This is a genomic window from Pullulanibacillus pueri, from assembly GCF_014639255.1.
Lineage (GTDB): Bacteria > Bacillota > Bacilli > Bacillales > Sporolactobacillaceae > Pullulanibacillus > Pullulanibacillus pueri.
The window spans coordinates 128,740-146,002 of sequence record NZ_BMFV01000001.1 but is presented as its reverse complement, the minus strand read 5'-3'; the positions used below and the strand labels follow the sequence as shown (position 1 = coordinate 146,002).

16 protein-coding genes are annotated in these 17,263 nt (G+C 39.9%); 5 read left to right on the top strand and 11 right to left on the bottom strand.

The genetic code is table 11. From position 1 onward, the window contains the following. Positions 1–25: 25 nt before the first annotated feature. The 6 genes from IEV91_RS00600 to IEV91_RS00575 all read right to left on the bottom strand — a co-directional run bounded on the left by IEV91_RS00600 (position 26) and on the right by IEV91_RS00575 (position 7,277). Positions 26–847, bottom strand: coding sequence for a carbohydrate ABC transporter permease (locus IEV91_RS00600; RefSeq protein ID WP_188495013.1), 822 nt, complete (start codon positions 845–847; stop codon positions 26–28). Further along, complete coding sequence (locus tag IEV91_RS00595; protein ID WP_373284378.1) at positions 847–1,770, bottom strand: carbohydrate ABC transporter permease; 924 nt, start codon at positions 1,768–1,770, stop codon at positions 847–849. The genes IEV91_RS00600 and IEV91_RS00595 overlap by 1 nt, the downstream gene beginning before the upstream one ends. 97 nt (positions 1,771–1,867) lie before the next feature. Beyond that, entirely contained in the window at positions 1,868–3,130 is a 1,263-nt protein-coding gene (locus tag IEV91_RS00590; RefSeq protein WP_188495011.1) for an extracellular solute-binding protein, read from the bottom strand. A 710-nt stretch (positions 3,131–3,840) separates the two neighbouring features. Continuing rightward, entirely contained in the window at positions 3,841–4,965 is a 1,125-nt protein-coding gene (gene menC / locus IEV91_RS00585; RefSeq protein ID WP_229745335.1) for an o-succinylbenzoate synthase, read from the bottom strand. A gap of 260 nt (positions 4,966–5,225) precedes the next feature. Then, a complete protein-coding gene (floT, locus tag IEV91_RS00580) occupies positions 5,226–6,743 on the bottom strand; it encodes a flotillin lipid rafts scaffold protein FloT (RefSeq protein ID WP_188495010.1) in 1,518 nt (505 codons plus the stop codon). Between the two features lie 15 nt (positions 6,744–6,758). After that, entirely contained in the window at positions 6,759–7,277 is a 519-nt protein-coding gene (locus IEV91_RS00575; RefSeq protein ID WP_188495009.1) for an NfeD family protein, read from the bottom strand. Positions 7,278–7,556: 279 nt separating this feature from the next. Between IEV91_RS00575 and IEV91_RS00570 the strand changes: the two genes are divergently transcribed. The 3 genes from IEV91_RS00570 (at position 7,557) to IEV91_RS00560 (ending at position 12,911) form a co-directional block, all read left to right on the top strand. Then, positions 7,557–8,678 (top strand): sensor histidine kinase, encoded by a 1,122-nt coding sequence (locus IEV91_RS00570; protein WP_188495008.1) that lies wholly within the window; start codon positions 7,557–7,559, stop codon positions 8,676–8,678. A 577-nt stretch (positions 8,679–9,255) separates the two neighbouring features. Further along, on the top strand, positions 9,256–10,779 hold the full coding sequence (gene putP, locus IEV91_RS00565) for a sodium/proline symporter PutP (protein ID WP_188495007.1): 1,524 nt from the start codon (positions 9,256–9,258) through the stop codon (positions 10,777–10,779). 974 nt (positions 10,780–11,753) lie between these two features. Further along, entirely contained in the window at positions 11,754–12,911 is a 1,158-nt protein-coding gene (locus IEV91_RS00560; RefSeq protein WP_229745332.1) for a hypothetical protein, read from the top strand. Between the two features lie 21 nt (positions 12,912–12,932). On the opposite strand, the gene IEV91_RS00555 is transcribed toward IEV91_RS00560, so the two are convergent. Beyond that, positions 12,933–13,091, bottom strand: a complete 159-nt coding sequence (locus tag IEV91_RS00555; RefSeq protein ID WP_188495006.1) for a hypothetical protein — start codon at positions 13,089–13,091, stop codon at positions 12,933–12,935. Between the two features lie 120 nt (positions 13,092–13,211). Here IEV91_RS00555 and IEV91_RS00550 point away from each other — a divergent pair, with 120 nt between their 5' ends. Beyond that, entirely contained in the window at positions 13,212–14,222 is a 1,011-nt protein-coding gene (locus IEV91_RS00550; protein WP_188495005.1) for an LLM class flavin-dependent oxidoreductase, read from the top strand. A gap of 326 nt (positions 14,223–14,548) precedes the next feature. Beyond that, positions 14,549–15,154: an undecaprenyl-diphosphatase gene (locus tag IEV91_RS00545; protein WP_188495004.1), complete on the top strand. Its 606-nt coding sequence runs from the start codon at positions 14,549–14,551 to the stop codon at positions 15,152–15,154. A 352-nt stretch (positions 15,155–15,506) separates the two neighbouring features. On the opposite strand, the gene IEV91_RS00540 is transcribed toward IEV91_RS00545, so the two are convergent. The 4 genes from IEV91_RS00540 to IEV91_RS00525 all read right to left on the bottom strand — a co-directional run bounded on the left by IEV91_RS00540 (position 15,507) and on the right by IEV91_RS00525 (position 17,127). Further along, positions 15,507–15,908 (bottom strand): acyl-CoA thioesterase, encoded by a 402-nt coding sequence (locus tag IEV91_RS00540; RefSeq protein WP_188495002.1) that lies wholly within the window; start codon positions 15,906–15,908, stop codon positions 15,507–15,509. A 183-nt stretch (positions 15,909–16,091) separates the two neighbouring features. Beyond that, positions 16,092–16,448 (bottom strand): DUF6176 family protein, encoded by a 357-nt coding sequence (locus IEV91_RS00535; protein WP_188495000.1) that lies wholly within the window; start codon positions 16,446–16,448, stop codon positions 16,092–16,094. Between the two features lie 40 nt (positions 16,449–16,488). Then, on the bottom strand, positions 16,489–16,686 hold the full coding sequence (locus tag IEV91_RS00530; protein ID WP_188494998.1) for a DUF6199 family natural product biosynthesis protein: 198 nt from the start codon (positions 16,684–16,686) through the stop codon (positions 16,489–16,491). Positions 16,687–16,794: 108 nt separating this feature from the next. Continuing rightward, complete coding sequence (locus IEV91_RS00525; RefSeq protein WP_188494996.1) at positions 16,795–17,127, bottom strand: nucleoside triphosphate pyrophosphohydrolase; 333 nt, start codon at positions 17,125–17,127, stop codon at positions 16,795–16,797. Positions 17,128–17,263: the final 136 nt, after the last annotated feature.

Sequence of the window (17,263 nt, the reverse complement as noted above, 5' to 3'; positions counted from 1 at the left end):
CACCCCTATCTCTTATATTCCAAGCTCACCCTTTAATTGCGCCTGCTGCTAAGCCCCTAATGAAATATTTTTGAAGGACTAAGAAAAGGATCGCCATCGGTAATATGGCAATAAGCGCAGCAGCAGCAACCAAATTTAAATTATTTGTATTTTCACCAAAGAAACTGGCCAAGGCTACGGTGACTGTACGAACAGATGCATCTTGCAAGAAGAAAATCGCAAACTGGTAATCATTCCAAACATAGACACAGCATAGAATTAAAATCGTTGCAGTAATTGGTTTTAATAACGGAAAGACTACTCTAAAAAATATTCCCATAATGCTGGCGCCATCTATCCGTGCGGCTTCTTCTAGTTCCCTGGGGATGGTTGACTTAATAAATCCACCATACAAAAAGATAGTTAAGGGTAAGAATGAAGCGACATTATTAAGCACAGCGATGGTTCTCGTATTAATCATGCCGATAGACACCACCATATTATATAGAGGAACCAAAGCCGTTAATGGTGGGATAACCATAATAGCGACAAAGCAGACGTAGACAATTTTATTTAATTTTGTTTCTCTACGAGCCAGCGGATAAGCTGCCAGAGACCCCACGAAAATGAGTAATAAGGCCGCAAACAAGGTGATTGTGAACGTATTAAAGAACGCATGCCCTAAATCGACCTGCTTCCACGCCTCAGAAAAATTGTCGAGCTGAAAATACTTTGGAAAGGCCCATCTGGAACTAAAGTCAGCTGTTTTTTTCAATGACATCGTAATCAGAATATAAAAGGGAACGATATGGACCAAGGCAATAAGGATTGAAAGACCTGTCATAACCCCCTTTGCTGATTTTGACATTATGCCTCAACCTCCTTCCGCTTAAAGAAAGCGAGTGCAAGTAAACTTAATATTAAGATGATAAACATCATCAATATCCCCTGAGTTGCCGCAAAGCCAGCATCCTGTTGGTCGAAATACAGAGAATACATATACGTCGACATAGATTGGGAGGCATTCCCTGGTCCCCCACCAGTAAGAGAGATAATCACATCGAATAATTTCAATCCGCCAATGATATTTAAAACCATATTAATGGTGATGGCAGGGGCAATGAGCGGGAAGGTAATTTTCTTGAATTGTTGAAATACTGAAGCGCCATCAATTTGCGCAGCTTCATAATATTCACTAGAAATGCTTTGAAGGCCAGCCAAATAAATAATCATGGCTATCCCAACATATTGATAGGTATTGACCAATACAATAATCCAAATATTCAGATGCATGTTTCCTAATGTATTTACCTGATGGAACCCTAAGGCCATCAATACATCATTTAACGCCCCGTCTTGATAAGCAAAAAAGAAATACCAAATGTAGCCCATGATAAGGGGACTAATAATGACAGGAAGATACACAATAATACGAGTGACTGATCGCATCCGAATTTTTTGATTAAGCAATAAGGCATAAAGAAGACCAAATATATTTTGCAAAATTGTACTCCCGAGACCATAAATTAAAGTATTCCTAACAACAAGCCACGTTGTTGAATCCGAAAGCATCCGTTTGTACTGCTCTAGACCTATAAATTTGGAATCCTGTGAAAAGCCATTCCAGTTTGTAAATGAAATTTTCAATCCATCAATGAACGGATATATAATAAAAATGATCACGAGAATGCAAGCGGGGAGATACATCCAAAAAAGCGAATATCCCACTCTATACTTGCGTTTAGAGCTTTTGGGATGAGATAATTTAGAGCTTTTTGCTAAATCATTCAATGCCACTCAACTCCTTATCTACAGATCCAAAAGGTAGTCTTTTTTTGCGGGGATAAAAGACCCTATGCGGTCCTTATCCCCCAAAGTCACCATCATTCTATTGGTTTTGTTTTCTCAGTCGTGTATACTCATCTCCCATTTGTTTAGACACCTGGGCCGGGGTTTTGGCACCACTGAACAAATCTTGACCCGTTTTCCCCATGACATCCCACATCCCACTTGGCAAATAAACACGATCAAAATAAGGAACAATTGGTGAATCACTGTATTTGTTATAGTCATCAGAATAATAATTATCGACTTTAACATTGGTCAGCCCTGGAGGAAGAGAAGACAATTCAGCGATTTGTTTGACATACTTTGGTTGTGAAATGAAATCAATAAACTCTTTAGCTTCCTTTTGATGCTTCGAGTCTTTCCAGACCGCGACTGTATAGCGCTCACCTCCTGTGTAAACAGGTTTTTGATTAGGGTAAAAAGCAGGCGTCGGCAACAACCCTACTTGGACATCCTTATTTAAAGCTGTCGTCTCTGGACCAAATGAGCCACTAATAAAAGCAAAAGCGATCTTTCCTTGGGCCATTAACTGGGTGGCTTGTGTGCCTTTTGCTGTCAAAGCGTCTTTGTTTACTAACCCCTCATCTTTTATTTGTTTTAATAATTCTGATAATTTATCGTAATGTGACCAGTCAAAGCTGCCATCAAGGAGTTGTTTACTATAATCATGATCCTTATCAGTAATTAACAAGGGTGTCGCCATGAGATCATAGATGCCTCCAAAAGCTGTGGCTTCACTCCCACCAATCCATAAAGGCGTAACCTTGCCGTTACTTTTTTCTTTCACCGTTTCCAAAGCCTTAACAAAGTCATCGATCGTCGTTGGTGGTGTTATTCCATATTTTTCAATTAACTTCTTATTATAAGCTAAACCATCCTTCGCTTCATTCATCGGATAGGCGTAAACCTTCCCTTTATCATCGGTTAAAATCGGCTTCATCGCTTCATCCATATCTTTGACCCAATCCATATCACTTAAATCAGCCGTATAATCCCCATAACGTTTGATTGCCCAGCCATGTGTATCAAATAAATCAGGCATTTCATTCGCTGCCATTTTAACTCTTAATAGTTTTTCATAGTCCTCACCTGGGAAATTGGCATTTATTTTAATGTCGGGATGTTCCTTTTCAAAATCGGCAATGACCTTTTTAAATTTAGGCGCTTCGTCCGTATTCATTGTGGAGTAAAGCGTGAGCGTTACTTTGCCCGAACCAGACCCTGACCCTCCTGATTTTGAACACCCTGAGAGGATCACAGAAATCACAAGAAGAGAAATAACAACAATGACAAACTTCTTCATATTTCATCCCCCTAGAATAATGAATGAATGCAACAAATGTCTCCATTAACCCCCTTTTTCTTTCTTTTTTAATTCCTACCCAAAAGACTTTTCTATATGAGGAAACAAGGTAGGCCGCAAGTCAATCAGAGTTTCATAATTAAGTTAATTTAAAATCAAGCTTCAGTAGCCTAACCGTCGGTCAAGCAGGATGAATGTACATTCAACGCATAAAAACGTTAAATCCAGAAGAACACTCACAGGAAATTTCATAAATAATAAAAGCGCTTTCATATCATTTTAAAGATATGCGCACCAGAAAGGGTTATGTCATTAACTTTAGAATTTTAAAATTATTTATCGATTGAATACGTATGCTCGTGCCTTTACGCACTTTCTCCCCTTTTTTGTTTAAAGGAAAGGTTCTAAGTCAAATGTTGAGACACTAAAAAGTGTGACTACCAATAAAATTCCAACGAAAATAGCGAGACCAAACCTACATGATTGCTATAGATTCCGACGTAATGGGGAGATGAGAGGAGCTGGGCGCACATATCAAGGCTGAAACTAACAAAAAGCATCACAGCAATCAATTTAATAGTAGATTATCATTATAAATCCCAACGTATATAATAGAACTAAAAGAATAGAGCCCAAAACCTTCCGAGAAGATTCTGGGCCCATTTTTTACACTATACCAAAACATAAGCGTGACATAGGAAATTAGGTGTTTACATTGTATACACTTTTTCGTCTATTAAATAGCGCTTAACAGCGTCATGATTGATGGCATACCCTATGCCTGGTGCTGTCGGTACTTCGATTGTACCTTTTTTTACAGTCACTTCGGGTTGGATGATATCTTCAAACCAGTAGCGAGAAGAACCGGCTGTATCTCCGGGGAGTGTAAACTGAGATAATGTTGTTAAGGCGATATTGTGTGCTCGCCCGACACCGGCTTCAAGCATTCCCCCACACCAAACCTCAATACCATGTTTAGCACATAGGTCGTGGATTCTCTTTGCCATTGTAAGACCACCAACACGTCCAATTTTGATATTTATAATTTGGCAACTCCCTAGCCTAATCGCATGGCGGACATCATCTAGCGAATGGATACTCTCATCTAAACAAATCGGGGTTTGAAGCTGTTTCTGTAGCTCAGCATGATCGAGGATATCCTCGTGCCCTAAAGGTTGCTCAATCATCATTAAATCAAGATCATCAAGCTGCTTCAAGTGTTCACTGTCCTTTAAAGTATAAGCAGAATTGGCATCAGCCATCATTGGGAGATCTGGAAAGACCTCCCGTATGGCTCTAAGAAACGCCACATCTTGTCCAGGTTTTATTTTAAACTTAAAGCGTTTGTAACCTTCTCGTAAGTAGCTCTCTATTTGTTCAAACAGCTGAGGCATTGACTCAGGAAGGCCAAGACTAATCCCGACATCAATCGTTGACTTCTTCCCTCCAAGCGCTCGCGCTAAAGACACGTCTTGGCGCTTAGCATATAAATCCCAGATCGCTCCCTCCACTGAGGCTTTTGCCATGTTATTTCGCCGTATAAAGGCAAAACGCTCACTCACCTGATCAGGATGATCAATAGGGGATTTTAATAAAAGAGGAATAAGGACATCTTCAAGTAAATATTCCGTCGTCTTGACTGTTTCCTCTGTATACCACGGCAGATCCATGGCAACAGATTCTCCCCAGCCACTCCGACCGTCTTGATCAATGGCCTCTATCAATAAAAACTGCTTTGTTTGCGTCGATCCATAACTTGTCTTAAAAGGGTGTTTCATCTTCATTTCTAACTTGCGAATAATAACCTTATTCAGTTGGATAGATTCGTCTTTCATGTCAATCTCCCTGTATTCCAAATTCAATGCGGCCTGTTGCATCTATCAAAAAGATATATTATGCCCCCGAAAGGATAAAGTCAACTCTCTATGTTTAAAGAAAATTATATGTGTTAACACCAAAAGAGCTGTACTAAGAATATCAATGATTGAGGCTACTTTCTCATTCTTTGATATAATAAGGCTGTTAGTCTCGCCAAACATAGAGAGGAAGCCCTCTCCAAGCGTCCAGTTTAGACTTTCGAGACGGCTCCCCTATATTATTCCTCGATACTATTCTGTTTCCCCTCTTCCACCGTTGATGGAGTGCTTGCGGCTGCCTCGGAGAAATGCTTAAACATCTTTAGGGGTGTTTTTTGCGTTAATCCCTGTAAGATCCCATTCAGATCTATCCCTGAAACATCTTTCAACGTTTCTGGCATTTGTGTCATGAGTTTTGTGACATAATGACTCATTCGTGTTGCCCCGTCACTTTTATCTGAAGCTCCTCCATTGTCAATCACAGTGACCTTATCTATAGCGCGTAGTGGAGACGCTACTTTTTCGGCGAACTCTGGTAACATTTTCGCAAGCATATCAAGAATGGCCGCTTCACCATACTTTTCCATAGCCTCAGCAAGCTTCTCTTTCGCTTCGGCTTCGGCAAGACCCCTGGCCCGTATAATTTCAGCTTGGGCATTCCCTCGAGCACGTTCTGATGAGGCAGCTGCTTCCCCTTCCAAACGGACCTTCTCGGCATCAGCTTCAGCCGCTTTCAGGCGTGTAACTTTATCAGCCTCTGCGCGCTGTTCGGCAGCATAGCGATCCGCGTCCGCTTTTTTCTTTACCTCAGCATCATATTGACGTTCACTCCGTAAGATCTCCTTCTCTTCTAATTCAATAGCTTTTTGTTTTTTAACCAATTCAATTTTCATTTGTTCTTCTGTAACTTCCTGTTCAGAACGTGCCTTTTGCAAATCATAAGCCATATCAGCTTCCGCCTTCGAACGATCTTGCTCCCTTTTAAAGGATGCCATCTTCAATTCCTTCTCTTTCGTTGCTTCAGCAATATTTGTATCCCGTAGGAGCTCCGCTTTTTGTCCTTCTTCATCGGCCTGGGCTTTACGAATCCGTGAATCTCTTAAAGCATCTGCCTCCGATATATCCGCATCTCGCTTCACCTCAGCAATTCTTGGCTTCCCAAGGGCTTCGAGATATCCATTCTCATCTTGGACATCTTTAATGGTAAAAGACACGATTTGCAATCCCATTTTCTTCAAATCTATCGAGGCTTGACCTTGAACCTCTTGGGCAAAACGCTCGCGATTTTTATAGATTTCTTCGACGGTCATCGTTCCAAGAATGGCTCGCAGATGACCCTCTAGAACCTCTTGGGCTTCACCTTCAAGCTCGGCATCCTGTTTACCCAAAAATTGTTCGGCTGCTGTCGCAATTGCTTCTGTTGTATTGCCAACTTTAATGATAGCAGTAGCATCGGCCATAACAGGCACACCATTTTCGGTATAGACATTAGGAGTCGATACGTCAAGCTTATGAGAGCGTAAACTAATGAGTTCCTTTTGTTGAAAAACAGGTAAAATAAAAGCCCCGCCACCACGTACAATTTTAATCCTTCCATCCGAGGCGTCCCTAAATACATTCTTTGAACCTAAAAAGCTTCCCGTAATGATCATCGCATCATCTGCACCTACTGTCTTATAGCGCGAGGCAAAGGCGATGGCCAAAATTAAAATAACAACGACGACAACTCCAACGACAATCAATGCATTCATATCCATTCGATTTCCCCCTTATTATGAATCTAAGAGGTCTTCCATCGGAGAGACATGGAGTACCCCTTCTTCATCAACTTGAACAATCACAACTCTTTGACCACTTAAAATCTTAATCCCATCAAAACTTTTGGCGGTTTCATTTTGACTCCCAATCGCAGACGGGATGTAGACCTCTCCATAGCCATGTTCAGGAATAGTCGTAATGACTTCTGCCATTCTGCCTTCATAATCCCGAATAGAATGGGCGTTGGAACTTTCTGCTCGCGATAATGGGATAATAAGAAAATAATAAAGTGAAATATAAGTTACACTGCCTAAAATAAGACCAATGATCAGGACTAGACTTACACTAAGACTCGTATATGTCGTTAAAATGATTCCTGTTCCAGAAATGACGGCTAATGTGCCAAAGATTAAAAGCGGATGAAAGAAACCATCCAGAATCCCGTCAAAAATATCTCCTAAAAAGAACAATAAAATCGCAATGACAAAACTCCCAACGAGCACATACCAATAAATTGATAGAAGATCAACCATCTCTACCCTCCCTTCACAATAGAATCAATCGCATCCAAAAATATAGATTTTTAATAAAATACGGATAAGTAAGAAAAAGGTTTCGTTGTTTTCCATATTATGATTTTACTGTAAATAATCACATGTACTAGCATAACTAAAATACCTTTGTTTATTAATACTTAATATTTAGAATAATTTCTTTAAAAATTTTTAATTTCTTATAGAAATTATGAGAATTCATAGTAAGATAGAAATGTAGAAGTAGGAAAAAAACGAGTTTTGAGGGGGACTTCACTGTTGGACTCTACTTTTCTTTTATCCAGTAAAGAAAAACTTATTCAATATCTTAGGTTGCATCGCTCAGATCTCATCAAAAAATGGATAGACTTAATCTATTCCAATAAAGAGGATATTTACAAAGAGCGGTTTCCTAAGCATGCCCTGGCTCTATTTGCTTTAGCCATAAAGTCGATTAACAATGCTTTGTCCGATCAAGAAATAGAAAAACTCGCGAATAAAATAGCCAACGAAAGAGTCCAAGCCAATGTCCACATTGGGGATTTTGTTTACAGTTTAAACATGGGACGCACCCTTTTAATCAGTTTCATCCATCAATCAGGAATGTCCATTCAGGAGTTATCACCTATTGTCAACAATATTAATTCTTGTTTTGATCGCTTTTCTTACTATGCAGTCAATAAATTCACACGATCTAAAGAACAGGAGTTACAAGATAAAGTACTCTATATCAATCAAACGCATAAGGATCGTCTTTCTTTATTAGGTCAAATGTCTTCCAGCTTTGTCCATGAATTTCGAAATCCATTAACTTCTGTAATGGGTTTTGTCAAGTTAATTAAAGCTGGACAGACCAATCCTATGTATTTAGATATCATTGAACGTGAATTAAGACAGTTGAATTTTAGAATTACTCAATTTTTACATACTTCTAAGATTGAAATTATTGATAAAGAAAAGAAAAATATTATTCTCGTCACTTTAATTGACGAGGTCTTAGATTTTATATATCCTAGTCTACTTGATGGTGATATCGTGATCGAAACCGAGTTTAATTTTGAAAAAACGATCATGGCCAATGAAGATGAACTCAAGCAAGTCTTCATCAATATCCTTTTAAATTCCATTGACGCTGTTAAACTTCATAAGACGCCTCGCAAAATAAAAATAAAATGTTATGAAGAAGACGAACAAATCAAAATCAGTCTCACCAATAACGGACCGTCCATCCCAGAAAACACGCTAAAAACAATCTTTGAACCTTTTTATACGACAAAGGAATTAGGTACCGGTATTGGTCTTTATGTTTGTAAAAAAATTATCGAAAAACATCACGGAAGTATCTCTTGCCATTCAACGGAGGAGGAGACAACCTTTCAAATCGTATTACCTGTCTCCTAAACGGGTTCACTTTGAGCAGTTCCCCCTTATAAAATAGGCTTTTTTCATAGGAACATACGCCTTGTTTCATCATAGGTTAATAATGAACAAGTCAGTTAACCTATAGAAAAAGGAGCAAAAGAAAATGTATCCTGAACGACAACTTAGCGCTCATCACGGAGGATATTACCATGGTGGTCACTGGGGACAGCCTCCCTATCGATATTGGGGCCCGTATCGTCCACCTTTTTATCCTGTTCCATACCCTTATTTTTATCCGAGACCCTTTTTTCCACCCTTTCCTTTTTATTAAACTTTATAAACTAAAATGGCCAGTCTTAAATATAAGGGAGAAGCTCAACGTTCTCCCTCTCTTTATATCTATGATAGGGTTCTTGAGAGATGACTGTTTCGACGATTCCTCTTTGCAAAGCGCATGATCCTTTTTACTCCCCTCATAAAATATATTTCCTCTGTCAATGATCCTAAAAACACCATTTTTTTGACATACTTGTCATAAGATAAACTATATTTAAAAATGACCTTGTTTTAATAAGTTTAAAAAAGGTTATTGGAGACTATTGGAAGGAGTGTGAAAATGCAAGGAGAAGTCATTGTTTCTCTCAGTATTTACATGATCGCCATGTTAGCCATCGGATATTATTCATATAGACGAACGACTAACATATCGGATTACATGTTGGCAGGACGTGGGCTTGGTCCAGCAGTCACCGCTCTATCTGCAGGGGCTTCTGACATGAGTGGATGGATGTTGATGGGACTCCCCGGTGCTATGTATGCCTCAGGACTCTCGAGTGCATGGTTATCCATCGGTTTATGTATCGGTGCTTATTGCAATTATTTATTGCTGGCTCCCAGATTCCGTGTTTACACAGAAATCGCTGAGGATTCCATTACGATTCCCGATTACCTAGAAAATCGTTTTCAAGATCGTTCCAATCTTTTACGGCTCGTTTCTGGTCTTGTCATTCTTGTCTTTTTTACGCTGTACGTATCCTCCGGGATGGTCTCTGGGGGAACATTATTTGAATCAGCCTTCGGACTTAATTATACTACTGGCCTTCTCGTCACTGTCGCGGTTGTTGTTTGTTATACTTTATTTGGTGGTTTCTTAGCTGTCAGTATGACGGATTTTGTTCAAGGTTGCATCATGTTTGTCGCCTTAATCTTAGTTCCCATTGTTGCCCTTACTCATGTAGGTGGAACTCATACTATGACAGAAGATATTCGTTCCATTAATCCACATCTTCTCAATTTATTCACTGGAACTTCCGTCATCGGCATTCTATCATTAATTGCTTGGGGATTAGGTTATTTTGGCCAACCTCATATTATCGTACGATTCATGGCGATTAAATCGACTCGAGAACTTCGCACGGCTCGTCGAATCGGCATGAGTTGGATGATCATCTCCATTATAGGTGCAATGGCCGTTGGGCTTATTGGCATTTCTTATTTCTCCCATCATGGGGGTTCATTAAAAAATCCAGAAACCGTATTTATTGAATTTGCCGATATTCTTTTTAACCCCCTGATTACTGGTTTTATCCTTGCTGCTGTGCTTGCTGCGATTATGAGTACAATCTCCTCACAACTTCTCGTCAGCTCAAGTGCAGTAACAGAAGACTTTTATAAAACTTTCTTTAGAAGAAGCGCCTCAGACAAAGAACTTGTCTTTATCGGACGTGGAGCCGTTCTTCTCATTGCTTTGATTGCGATTGGTCTCTCTTATACAAGCCAATCCATCTTAGATATTGTGAGCCATGCGTGGGCAGGCTTTGGCTCCGCCTTTGGCCCGGTCATTCTGCTCAGTCTCTATTGGAAACGCATGACCCGCTGGGGGGCCCTTGCTGGAATGATGGTTGGAGGACTCACTGTTATTTTTTGGCTAAACATTTCCCATCTCCCTCTTCCGCATTTTATGGATTGGGCTCAAACTAATATTTATGAAATGATCCCTGGATTTATCCTCGGGCTTATTGCATTAATCGTGGTCAGTTTATTAACAAAGGCACCTGAAAAGGAAGTTTCTGATCAATTCGCCGCCATGCAAACCAAGTTAAAAGCAGACCTCGCCCCTAGTCACAAAACAAAATCATAAAGTCACCAAGAAGGACTTCTTCCTTTTCGATAACATCAATAAGATTAGGGTCAGTAGCACTTCGACCATTGATTAAGCAATACTTATCCTTAAGCACTTCATACACAAATGAAAAATCGTTAAGATCATTGAGGTATTATGAGATTATGGAGGTCCATGGAGGGACTTAGCTTTATTGACTATTGTTTAGAAATCACCGTAACCATCCATTTCACTTAGTGACTTTCTTTATGAATTAAAAAACGCAGAAACTCTCAATAAAGTTTGAGAGTTTCTGCGTTTTGTTTGTCTGTTTAAATGAATACACCTTCGACATGTCAGTTAATTGAAGCGCAAGGCGCGAGACTCCTTCGGGAACAGCAACGATCGTTTCTTCACGAATACACTTTGAGTTGTTCCGAGGAAGCTAACGACGAACCAATACGTGTAGACGCAGGAACAGGAGATTTGTAAGCCTAAAGACTTGGAAAAATATTCCATTCCCAAGTGAGCTGAGGCCACTAAGGACGATCGGTTAAAATCGTCACGTCCTTAAGGAACTTCGACTAAAATCGTCACATCCGTGTGACAACGTCGAAGCTAGCACATCCTGTGCGTCGAACACCGATCCTACCCACATCAAAAAATCGTAAGAACACGATTTTTCTGCGAGGACTAATCTCTTAGTCGCTTTCCTTAGTCCTGTGGGCATGAGGAAAGCGAGCGACCTGTAGTGGCAATCAACCTCTCGGCAGCATCTTATTTTAAAGGAGACTTTTTCAGTGGTCTCAATTATTAGGGCGTTCTTTTTTGATGACTTACTTTGCTTATAGATAGCTGGCAAGCATATAACATATTTCTTACAAATCTATTAAGAAGCGACACATTGTTTCAAGAATACGTTACACTAGAGTAAGAGTTTCTATTATTTTTGACGAAAAATGTCAGATCCATCAAGAATACCACCTACTCTTCGTGTAAGGACGTGAAACACATTGAATCGCTCTATTCTAACAACAGCACTGATGGCTTTCTTATTCGTATTTTCCACGGCCTGCTCCGAGCAAACGAGTAGCTCCGTACATAATAAATCGAGTGTGAAAAATAATAAGGATGTAGTGGAAAATAAAAGCAAAGAAAAAGCCTCTGATGAGTCTAAGCAAAAAGGGGATCAACAAAAAGCTACTGCAAAGAAGGTTAAACCGCAAAAACCCCAAGACCCATTTAAAGCCCTCACGCCTCAGGAAGGAGTAAAACCACTCAAAAGCAATTATTCAAAGGATGAGCTTGAATTAATGCCTTTGCTTGAGGCACATGGTGATACGCGAGAAAGAAGTGTTCCTTTTGGTCAAACATTGCAACATGGTGGAGAAGATCATACACAGGGTCCTTTAAAACATTACCGCCTTGTCGCTTTTTATGGAAATCCCCATTCAAAACAAATGGGCATCCTTGGGCAATTGGAGCCTGAAACGCTCATGACCAAATTAAAAAAACAAGCGCAAGCCTATTCTAATGCGGATCCAACTCATCCTGCCATTCCAACGCTGGAATTGATCACCACCATTGCCCAACGTGATCCTGGTCCAAACCAATTATACTATCATATGACGCCTGAACAGGATTTGAAAGATTATGAGAAACTGGCTAAGGATAATGGCGCCATTCTTTTATTAGATGTCCAACTTGGGCGTGATAGCATCCTCCATCAGGTCAAGCTTTTAGAGGATTATTTGAAGCTACCCAATGTTTATCTCGCTATTGATACCGAATTCCATGTCAAAGAGGGACAAACGCCTGGAGTAAATCTCGGCCATGTGGACGGCAAGAAGATTCAAGAAGCCATCAATTATGTCTCCACTCTTACTAAGAAGCATCATCTGCCGGACAAAGTAGTCATCGTCCATCAGTTTAAAGGCGATATTATTGCCAATAAAGAAGCCATCAAGCCGACCCAAAATACAGAGGTTGCCATAAACTATGACGGTTTCGGTTCTCCTGGCAGTAAACTTGCGAGTTATCATGGATTAATCCGAAATGAAACTGTCCAGTACGGCGGGTTTAAACTCTTCTATAAAAACGATCAACCGTTGCTAACACCAAAGGACGTTATTCAACTCGACCCTGCCCCTGCCGTCATTGATTATCAATAATCAATAGCCAATCAGATCCTCTCAATCCTCTCCATTGAGGGGATGTTTACTTTTCATAGTAAAAATGGCAGCTTTCGGGCAAATTACTGGACGAATACCAAAACAATCCGTATCATTTCTAATGAGAAAACTTGGCGTATCCTTCACAGCATCGCCAAGCACAGCCTGATGTTTAGGCATACGCCTTCACACATTAAAGTTGTCGTCTTAACGGCGATAACAAAGTTGTAATTATAAGGTCTTTCCGAAAAGTTATACATTCTGACGTTACAAGAAAGAGGATAAGGAGTATCTAATATAATGACTAAACATCAACCCAAACATTTTCATAATATCCCATTATCTGTCCTTGACCTTTCTCCGATCAACGAAGGTAGCCAGCCTGGGGAGTCCTTTAATAAAAGTGTCGATTTAGCTCAGCACGTTGAAAAATGGGGGTTCCATCGCTATTGGTTAGCGGAACACCACAATATGCCTGGCATCGCGAGTTCAGCAACATCGGTTGTCATTGGACGAATTGCTGGAGCAACCGATCATATTCGTGTGGGATCGGGTGGGATTATGCTGCCCAACCATGCCCCTCTTGTCATTGCTGAACAATTTGGTACTTTAGAATCGATGTTTCCGGACCGTATTGATTTAGGTCTTGGCCGTGCTCCCGGAAGTGATCAGGCTACCGCCTATGCTTTACGAAGAACTTTGCATAGTAGCCCTGAAGACTTTCCTTTACAAGTAGAAGAGCTTCAAGATTATTTTAAAGGAACAGCTCGCGTTCATGCTTATCCTGGTGAAGGTTTAACTATTCCTATTTGGCTTCTCGGTTCCAGCGGTTTTAGTGCTCAGCTTGCTGCTCAAAAGGGGTTACCGTTTTCGTTTGCTAGTCATTTTTCACCTGACTATACGTTACCCGCCCTTCATCTTTACCGCAAGAACTTTCAACCTTCAGAGGTTCTTGAAAAGCCCCATGTGATGGTGGCTGTCAATATTTTCGCTGCGGATAGTGAAGAAAAAGCGAAATGGTTAGCAACCTCACAACAACAACAATTTCTTAGTTTAAGAAGAGGTCAGCCAACGGCTTTAAAACCACCAATTGATGACATTGATGACGTTTGGTCAATTCCTGAACAGGAAGCTGTACGACAATCCCTACAGTCCCCTGCAACCATTATTGGCACGGTCGATACCGTTAAAGAGAAGTTGGAAAGCTTCCTCAATGATACTCAGGCTGACGAAATTATCGTCAACTCCCAAATCTATCACCATGAAGATCGCTTGCGTTCTTATGAAATTGTTGCTGACTTAATGGATTAATCACTCATTAGCGCCGGATACAACTCATCGTATCCGGTGCTTTTTTGATATTTAAAAAGAAAGTGGAAATATTGCAATCATGTAGGTTTTTGAGTCAATATAACCACGATGGGCTACTTCCGCTATACTAGCTGAGTTTTTACACTTAGCTAAAAGTTTAAAGAATGATTAAAAAGGTTAAGAACGTTTTTCGTTTGAAAAAATCACAACATTATTGTTGATTTTCTGTTAAAATAAAGAGAAAACATTTTAACCAAGTGATCAGATTGCTTAACTTTTTAAACGATTACTAAAGCTCTTTGATACAGTTGAACGAGGAGAAAGTCATGAATCCATTTGATACTACTATCTATCACGCGATTAACAATTTATCTGGCCATATTGTATGGTTCGATCACACAATGATGTTTATATCAAAATATGCCCTTGAAATTTACGCCCTACTTTTTATCCTTTTCTGGCTCACATTGCCACGCTCTAGACCTGAATCTCGACATGCCTTAGTCCTGTCCTTCTTTTCAGGTATTTTTGCGCTTGTGATTAATTTTATCATTGCTCATTTTTGGGCTCGTCCTCGCCCGTTCGTCTCCCTTCAGCCCGGGACATTTCATCAGCTCATTCCCCATGCAGCTGATGCTTCCTTTCCAAGTGATCACGGATCAGGAAGCTTTGGATTTGCAGCGGCTACTTGGAAGCTGAACAAATGGATAAGCCGTACCTTTACAACCTTTGCCATCATTGTCATTTTCTCAAGAGTGTATACTGGTGTGCATTGGCCAACCGATGTTCTTGCAAGTGTCGTGGTGGGGGTGATAGCGGCTTTTATTGTCAGGAAATTTTCTCGTTTCTTTTATCCTATCACCAACTTTGGATTAAAGCTCTTTCGCTTGCAACCTAAGACAACGAAGAGAGTAACGCGATACCGTCCATAAAAAATAGACACATCAAAAAAGCGCTCGAGGAATGGCTTCACTTTCCTTAGCGCTTTTTAAAATGACTCTATTCTAAGCATTGCGGTTTAATCCCCATTAGAACAGAAAATTTATCCTTTAATGCGAAGGTTTCTATCTAGGATATTGTTGCTTTCTAAGACAAGAGGCGTCGAAATAAATACCGACATAACGGCTAAGTATTTCTAAAACACTGATCATCTGGACTTTTACCCAAGAGGCTCGCTGTCCTTAAGCTCACAACAAGATTTCCTGAAAAGGGCTTGAAATGAGTACACTTTATTCCCACAACAATTGACTTTAAGCCTTTACACGATACTTCCATTATGTATTATCATTCAGCCGGGAAAAGGCCTCGTAATGTCGCGGGCACCTCACGCGCCTTACGCGTTTTTTCATCCATTGTCACGCTAGTTACCCACGCCTCGGCACAGACCTCGCCCTTTTGATTAGTCATTTCTTGATAAAAAACAAAGCTAGTCCTTCCCACTTTTTCCGGAGTGGTTTTAACGTCCAAGCAATCTCCTTGAGTGCATTCTTTTCGATAATTAATGTTAATATTGACCGTGACGGTTTGAATGCCCATTTGTAAAAAGGCATCATACGTTAATCCCGCTTGTTCATACCATTCCTCACGCGACCATTCTAGATATTCCAAGTATTTTGCATTATTGACATGACCATTCACATCGATCTCCGTTGAACGAACAACGATGGGTAAATGAACTTCTCGCATCTTTCGACTCTCCCAAAATGTTATCTACTGAAATCCTATCACATATAGAGATTAATGACAGAAAGAGATACTCCTCCAGATTCTTACTCAATAATTATAAGGATTGCTTCAATTGTTCGATTTCTTCAGTGGTAAGGTCCGTCACTTCTATCTATCATAATAAAAAGCAAAAAAACATTTGATTTACAGTTTGCCGAAAGCCTTCCGAATATTATCCGGAATCATCACGACTTCTGTTTCCATATCTATTGGAGAACCCGATTCATCAATGCACTCAGCCCAAAATTCTAAATGCTTTTTATCTACATCATGCTGGGAATCCTCCACACTTACGCCACCTTCTCCCTGAATCGAGTACCAATATAAGTACTCCTGCCCCTCATGACACTCTCTAAATATAGTTTCCACATGCATTTTTTCATCTTTCAAGGTTAAAAGAACGTCTTCCATGTGTTCATTTAAAAAATGCATCCACTCATCAACCCGTTTAGCTTTCCCGGACTTCACTTTGAACTTTGAAAGTTCAACCTTTACCTCCATATTTCCCCCTCCAATAACGCCGGAACACTATGTTGTCCGTTTACATGAATAAGTAAACAAATTCACCAATAATACCCAAAAGAATAAAGATCACTCCAAGAATCTGCAGAACATAAAGATATAACGTTGAAGGTCTACCATGTTCCGTGAGCCAACTTTCAGTCACGCGCCAAATCCATAAAGGTTTAAGTGACATCAAGAGACCCAAAACAATAAAAATCCCAAAGAAAACCAGCATCTTGTTCCACCTTTTAATCCATTTTTACTGCGTCTTTCATTTTCCGGGAAATATGTCTTTATAAAACGTCGATCATTTAACAGCCTTTATCTAAAATATTTCCCTTTTTTACGCTTTTCCTTCTTCAACATCCAAGAGAAAGAGTTTTTTGGCAAAGCGCCCTCTCCTTTCTGCTTTCAAACGTCGAATTTTCTCTAATTCTGCCGGTTCCACTCCATGGACCTGTCCGAGAGCATAAATCACTTCAAGCACATCAGCGAGCTCTTCAATAGCTTCATTAGTCTTGCTGCTTTCAAAGTACTCATTTAATTCTTCTTGGGCTTTTCGACGTAACTCAACAAGATAGTCTTCTTCCTCTAATTTTTTCACATGGTAAGTCTGACCATTCTCGGCAATAATCTCGGGAATGCGGTCGCGCACTAATTTATTATACTTTGGCATAAGCTCCTCCATTGACTCGGATCTTTCATCTTAAGATCTGATATAAGCGATGCATAAGTTAAGTATACAAAAATTTCATAATGAAAGGTTGAATGCTTTAATAAATACAATAAAAATCATATACTTAAATTTAGAT